The sequence below is a fragment of the Streptomyces sp. NPDC001549 genome (assembly GCF_042894025.1).
In the GTDB taxonomy this organism is placed as follows: Bacteria; Actinomycetota; Actinomycetes; order Streptomycetales; family Streptomycetaceae; genus Streptomyces; species Streptomyces kutzneri.
The window spans coordinates 45,195-51,518 of sequence record NZ_JBIAVJ010000041.1 but is presented as its reverse complement, the minus strand read 5'-3'; the positions used below and the strand labels follow the sequence as shown (position 1 = coordinate 51,518).

Annotated in this window: 5 protein-coding genes; 4 read left to right on the top strand and 1 reads right to left on the bottom strand. The window is 70.7% G+C overall.

Translation table 11 applies throughout. The annotated features are described in order from the left end of the window. Nucleotides 1-182: 182 nt before the first annotated feature. Nucleotides 183-1,397: a hypothetical protein gene (locus tag ACFY04_RS40255; RefSeq protein ID WP_389125435.1), complete on the top strand. Its 1,215-nt coding sequence runs from the start codon at nucleotides 183-185 to the stop codon at nucleotides 1,395-1,397. Nucleotides 1,398-1,705: 308 nt separating this feature from the next. Here the strand turns inward: ACFY04_RS40255 and ACFY04_RS40250 are convergent, their stop codons facing one another. Beyond that, entirely contained in the window at nucleotides 1,706-2,224 is a 519-nt protein-coding gene (locus ACFY04_RS40250; RefSeq protein ID WP_389125432.1) for a hypothetical protein, read from the bottom strand. A gap of 459 nt (nucleotides 2,225-2,683) precedes the next feature. On the opposite strand from ACFY04_RS40250, the gene ACFY04_RS40245 reads away from it, so the two are divergent. The 3 genes from ACFY04_RS40245 to ACFY04_RS40235 all read left to right on the top strand — a co-directional run bounded on the left by ACFY04_RS40245 (nucleotide 2,684) and on the right by ACFY04_RS40235 (nucleotide 6,315). Next, entirely contained in the window at nucleotides 2,684-2,881 is a 198-nt protein-coding gene (locus ACFY04_RS40245; protein ID WP_389125429.1) for a hypothetical protein, read from the top strand. A 194-nt stretch (nucleotides 2,882-3,075) separates the two neighbouring features. Continuing rightward, entirely contained in the window at nucleotides 3,076-3,609 is a 534-nt protein-coding gene (locus ACFY04_RS40240) for a hypothetical protein (protein WP_389125426.1), read from the top strand. A gap of 537 nt (nucleotides 3,610-4,146) precedes the next feature. Next, on the top strand, nucleotides 4,147-6,315 hold the full coding sequence (locus ACFY04_RS40235; protein WP_389125423.1) for a YcaO-like family protein: 2,169 nt from the start codon (nucleotides 4,147-4,149) through the stop codon (nucleotides 6,313-6,315). Nucleotides 6,316-6,324: the final 9 nt, after the last annotated feature.

Sequence of the window (6,324 nt, the reverse complement as noted above, 5' to 3'; positions counted from 1 at the left end):
AGCTACCTCGCCGGCCTCCACCTCCGCGCCGCAATGATCTGGATCGACGACCTCCTGAAAGCCGCCGACTGATCACAACATCACACAGGCCCTAGGGCCTGGCCGCCGCCCAGCAGAAGAACGCCGAAGCCTGGCAGAAGCTGCATGAGTCCGAGATCCAGCGTCGCGCCCTGGAGAAGACGGTGTCCTTGCTGGGGGCGAGGTGCACCAAGCTGGAGGTCCAGCTGGAGCAGGCCAAGGAGGGTCGCGCTGAACTGGAGCAGGAGCTGGAGCAGCTGCGGGACTTCCGGCACCGGGCCGGCGGGCAGCTGGAGCACGCCCGCCGGCTGGAGGAGAAGGCCTTCACGGTCCAGACAGCGGCTGAGCAGCAGGTGATCCGCGACGAAGCGGTGGTGCGTGACTTGGGCGGGGATGTGGCGCCGGGGGCTGGGCTGGCCGTGTTCACAGAGGAACAGATCCTGCCTCGGTTGGAGGAGATCGAGAAGTTCCTGGAAGTGGTCGAGGAGCGGCTGGAGGCCCAGGACACGGAGCTCGACGAGCTTGGCGGGGGGGTCGGTCTCGAACCCCCGGCCGGTGGTGACATTGCGGCGGCCGGGCCGCCGGTTGTCCCGGGGCAACTGGCGGACAAGCCCGGTCAGGCGGCTGATCAGGGTGTCCCGGGGCAACGGCAGGACAGCCAGGACAACGCGGTGAACAGCGAGAACGACGGCTCCGGGCAGAGGGACAAACCGCTCCGGGACCTGCTGGAGACCGTGCAGACTCCCGCGGACATGGCGCGCTCGTTCAAGCACTTGGAGGAGCGTGACGGCAGCTCGACCCGGTTATCGGTGGCCGGGCTGGCCGGCGAGGCCTTCGGTGACACCCCGGACACCGCCCAGCGGTGGGCTGTGCAGGTGTTGAGGATGGGCAGGGGCATGCCCACGGCCTGGGAGCATCTCGAAGCCTTGGTTACAGCCCTGGGCACCACTCCCGAGGAAGTCAACGCCTTCGAGCGTGCGTACGACCGCGTGGGGAAGGCCTACTCTCTGCTCCCATCCAAGGCGTCTACCCCAAGCGTCGCGATCCCCCCGAAGGACCCACCCCCCGCGGCGGCCGGTCCCGGGACGTCTCCGCAGTCCACGGCGGCCCGCTTCGACGGGCCGGCGCTGGTGCTCGTGGGAATCGGCCTGGTCAGTCTCGCGCTCATCGTCATCGGGCTGTTCCAGCACACCCCCGGGCCTTTCGCGGACGCCCGGCCGACAACCGCCGGATGGTGGTTCACCGGCAGCGGCGTCTTCCTGGGCCTGACCCCTTTCATTTCCCTGTTCGTGCACGATGCGATGACAAATCCCGTCGCCCCGAGCGAGACGTACGACCAGCCGTACGACCAGATGTGCGGCTACCCCCCGATGGGGTGAGCGGCCCAAGGCCCAGGCACTTTCCATGGGCCGGTGATGGAGTGGCACCCCGAAGGCGGGATCCGCTGCACGCATCTGCGCCTGGACCGTACGGGCAGTTGCAGATGCGCAGCGGGGAGCCCGCACATGATCAAGGCATCAGAGACGACTCGAACCTCATTCCGGAACAATCACCCGTATGGGTGATGGGGGCCCGGCGAAGAACAGTCCCGATCGCAACAACGGTGATGAGGGTGCCACTGCGATCCATGGCATCTGCGACCTGCGGGAGTGGACCCGCCTCGGATGGGCGGGGCCGTCGCTTTGCCTCAGTCTCCGATCGATGCCGCGAACCGGCCCGCGACCGCCTCCGACTCGCTGACGTTGACCTTTCCTCGATGGCTGACCTCAACCTGGTAGAACTCTTTGCCCCTTGGCACATCCGGCACCGACACAGCGAACCGGCACGTCCGCTTGTACGCCGTCGCAGCGTCCTTGACACTGCCGCTGCCCAGAGAGCCGGTCCCCACGATCAGCCCCGCCTTGTCGTACACCGTGACCGAGGCTCCGCCCCTCAGGTCGTTGTAGCCACCAGATCCTGCGCACAAGCCGGAATTGGCCGTCACCACGGCCTTGGTGTCGCCCATCACCTCGACTGTGCCGGTCAGTGTGAAAGTCTTCGCGGCTTCGTCTTCACCCCCTGCAGCCTGCACGACCAGCGTCGAGCCAATTCCGAGTACCAGCCCGGCTATGCCCGTCGAAACCGGGACGAGCCATGCAGGCCGCTGCTTGGGGCTGGGTGCGGGTGGTTCGGTGGGCATGGGCGGAACAGACTGCTCGTCGCTCACTGATGGGTCTCCTCGATGTCGTGGCGATCGGGTGTACGGAGTCCCGGGGCGAAGCGTACGAGCAGGCTGGGCTAGTGCCGAGTCCCCGGGACGGAGCTGAAGGTCAGCCGGGGGTCCTCCATGGCTCCAAGGCTGTCTCGCCTTAAGCGGGGCAGGTCGGTGGCGTCCTGCCGTTTGAGCCTCAAGCACGAGTGTTCCCTACTTCAGGCGCGGAGGCTCCCGTAATCCGGACATCGAGCGCCACACTTACGAACCGCGGTTCGTCGATGCGTGCGGTGGCCTGAGCGCGGGATGGATGCCGGGGCATCGGGCGCCGAGGAAAGCCGACCAGGGGTGAAGAACCCCATGTGGGTGCCGGTGCTGCCAGGGCGAGGGAGAGGATATGAACACAGTCCCGGGGATTGCCGCTCCCGCTCTGACTCCGATCCGGTTCCGCATGAACACTGTCGCGTAGCCTCCATGAAGTCGGTTATCGCGGCCATCGACCCCGTTGCGCCGGACAACGCCCTGAAGTGCAGCATGCACGACAAGACCAGCCCGAACTGCAGCGGTCCGGTCGTGGCCGACGTGACGTTCGACGACGCGGGCAGTACGGGCAACCATTGGAACGTCTGCCAGTGGTGGCTCGACAACACCCCAGAAGCGCAGCAGTTCTGACACCGTCCTGGCTTCTCGTGCGCCCGCCCGAGCCCGGAGGGCGTCAGCACGACGGCATGTGCTGGTTCTCCATCCGGCGGGACGTTGGCGAGCGGGGTACGAGGCCGCAGACCGTGGCGGCGGTCGTGCTGGGTGTCGGCGGTGTGGGACCTCGGGTCCCACCGGCCCGCGGAGTTGAGGCGGAGTCGACGTCGATGAGCGGGACACCGGCCGCCTCCAGTAGCTCGCCGAGCGCCTCCCTGGCGGCGGCCGCGGAGTGGCCCGCCTCCCGGGGCGGCCGTCCCGACGCCCTCGGCGCCGCCCTGGCCACCGGCGGCTTGGGCCTGCTGGTCTTCGGCGTCGTCCGCACCGACCAGTACGCGTGGAGCTCACCGGTCACCCTCGCGACGCCGGCGGTCGCCGTCGCGCTGCTCATCGCCTTCGTCCAGGTCGAGCGGACCACCTCCCGCGAACCCCTCGTGCGGCTCGGCCTGTTCGCCAACCGCTCGGTCGTCGGCGCCAACGGCTACAACCTGCTGGTCGGTGCGGCCATGGCCTCGGCCCGGTCGTCTCCACCGCCACCGCCGGGGTCGCACCCCACGAGGCCGGCACGGCCTCGGGCCTGCTCAACAGTTCGCGCCAGATCGGAGCCTCGCTCGGCCTCGCCGCCCTCGGCACCGCGGCCGAACACAGCACCGGTGACGCCGTCGGTCCCGCGGCCCTCAACGACGGCTACGCCCTCGGTCTGAGCCTCAGCGCCGCGCTCCTGGTCGTCGCCGCGCTCATCGCCTTCACGGTCCTGCGCCGGGGCGAGGCGCCGGCGGACGAGCCCGCGGACACCTCCGCCGACGCATCCGCGGACGCGCCCGCGACCGCCCCGGGCGCGGCGCGCCGGGCCGGGACCGCCTCGGGCTGAACCGGGTCCGTCCGTCCGTGCATTACTCATGGGGATTCATTAAGAATTCATCTGGGGTGCGGAATCGAATTCCAGTAACGTTTTCCGTGTCACTGGCAGCGAAGTGGAAGGAATTTCCATGATTTCGACCGTCAAGATTAACTCGACCTGCGCCGTGGTCCACAACCGGGCCGTCGTCCACAATCGCGCGGTGGTCCACAACCGCGCCGTCGTGCACAACCGCTCCGTCGGCAAGTGAATCTGACCTCCTGAAGGTCGGACCGCCACGGTCCCGGGGCCTCGCCCCGGGACCGTGGCGTCACGTACGGCCGCGGAATCCCGTACGGCCGCGGAATTGCGTGCAAGGAAATTCAATCGAGCGGGGGGCGATATGCCGTCGGACGACGAGACCCTGGAACTCCTGGACGTGGAGATCTACGACCTCGAACAGAACCTGTGCTTTATCGTCACCCCGAACGGCGGCCAGTTCTACATATCCGCCCCCACCCCCGAGTTCCGCGACTGGGCCGCCCGCTGCGACGGGACCAGGACCCGCGCCGAACTCCTGGCCGCCATGTCCCCCGACTACGCCGAAGTGATCGACGTCCTGCGCCACGACGGCTGCCTGCGCCCGGCGCGGCCCGCGCTCGACGCCGAGCGCGCGGCCCGGCCGGCCCGTACGACGGTCCTCCTCACCGGCTCACCGGAACTGACCGCCCCGATCGCCCACGCACTGGCCACCACCGGGTACGCGCACGTCGGGCCCGCCCCCGAGGACCTGTCCGGCGTCGATGTCCGCGACACCGTCCTCGTGGCCGCCTTCGTCCACCCCGCCCACACCGAACTGGCCCGGATCGACGGCCTGTGCGCCGGGCTCGGCCTGCGCTGGCTGCCGCTGCGCCGCGAGCGCGGCCGGGCGTTCCTCGGCCCCGCAGTCACCCCCGGCGCCACGGCGGACTTCGCCGACGTGCTGGAGCGCCGGCTCGCCGCGGCACCCGACGCCCGGGTCGTCGAGGCCGTGAGGGACGCCCCGCGGGCCGCCGCTCCCCGGCTCCGCGCCCGCGACGCCCGCTGGATCGCCGCGCAGCTCGCCGCGGATCTGGAGCGCTGGATCACGGGCGGGAGCGCCCCGGGCGAGGTCGAACTCGACCCGCGCGAGCTGAGCCGGCTCTCCCGTACCGTGCTGCCCGTCCCCACCCGGCCGCGGCCCGTCGGGCGCGGCGACGCCGAAGCGGACCTCCTCGTCGACGACCAGGTGGGCGTGGTCACCGCCGTCCAGGAACTGGCCCCTCTGCCGGGGATGCCGCGGCGGCTACGGGTGTGCGCCGTGGACGTCGCCGACATGCGGCGCGTCGCGGACTGGCCCAACGACCGGCAGGCGTTCGGCACGTCCTGGTCCGGCTTCGACACCGCCCGCCGCAGCGCCGTGGGCGAGGCGGTGGAACGCTACTGCGGCAGCCGCCTGCCGCGGGAGCGGCTCCGGTACGGCAGCCATGCCCGGCTGCGCCGCGACGGCGTTCCCGCCCTCGACCCGCGCCGGCTGCACCTGTACTCGCAACGGCAGTACCGCACCCCGGGCTTCCCCTTTGCGCCGCTGACCGCGGACAGCGAGTGCGCCTGGGTGGAAGGCCGTTCGTGGACGACCGGCGAGCCCGTGTGGGTGCCCGCCTTCCTGGTCGCCCACGGGGAGCACGATCCGGCCGCCCACAGCGACCCGCTGGTCGCCGGGGTGGCCTGCGGGGTGAGCGAGGAGCACGCCGTCACCTCCGGACTGGAGGAGGTGATCGAGCGTGACACCACCATGCTGTGGTGGGCCCATGCCGCCCGGCTTCCCCGGCTGCCGGTGCCCGACCGGATCCGCGAGCTGGTCGCCGACAGCCTCGACGCCTACGACATCACCCTGATCCCGCTGAACAACGAGTTCGACGTACCGGTGATCGCCGCGGCCGTACGCGACCGCGCCACCCGATGGGTGACGATCGGCTTCGCCGCCCGGCCCGGCGCCCTGGAGGCGGCGGAGAAGGCCCTCGCCGAGGGGTTCACCCTGCACCACACCTGCCACTACCTCGACGACGAGAAGGCGCTGGCGGGCGGCCGCGATGACCTGCCGCACCTGGGCAACCTCAAGCCCCACCGCGCCGACCGGCGCTACCTCGACTCCTACCGGCCCGACTTCGCCGACGTCCGGGACCTGCTGTGCCAGCAGCAGCTCCACCTCGACCCCCGGGCGGGCGAGCGGATCGCGCCCTGGGTCCTGGACCTGCCCACCCGCTCCTGGGAAGGGCTGCCCGCCCTCGCGGAGCGCCGCCTGGCGGCGTACCGCGAACGGGTCGAGGCCCGCGGCTTCGAGGTGATCAGCGTCGACCTGACGACCTGTGACGTCGAAGCGGCCGGACTGTCCGCCGCCCACACGATCGTGCCCGGCCTCGTCTCGAACTTCCCCGCCGGGATGCCGATGTGGGGCGACGGCCGGATCGGCCGGGCGGGCGTGCAGCTCGGCTGGCGGACCCGGCCGCTGACCGAGGACGGGTTCAACGTCTTCCCGCTGCCCCACGCCTGAGGGACACCG

What these genes read in the sequence shown, in the direction of transcription:
- ACFY04_RS40245 (WP_389125429.1), top strand. Translation starts at nt 2,684, where the DNA reads ATGAAGTCGGTTATCGCGGCCATCGACCCCGTTGCGCCGGACAACGCC.
- ACFY04_RS40240 (WP_389125426.1), top strand. Translation starts at nt 3,076, where the DNA reads ATGAGCGGGACACCGGCCGCCTCCAGTAGCTCGCCGAGCGCCTCCCTG.
- ACFY04_RS40235 (WP_389125423.1), top strand. Translation starts at nt 4,147, where the DNA reads ATGCCGTCGGACGACGAGACCCTGGAACTCCTGGACGTGGAGATCTAC.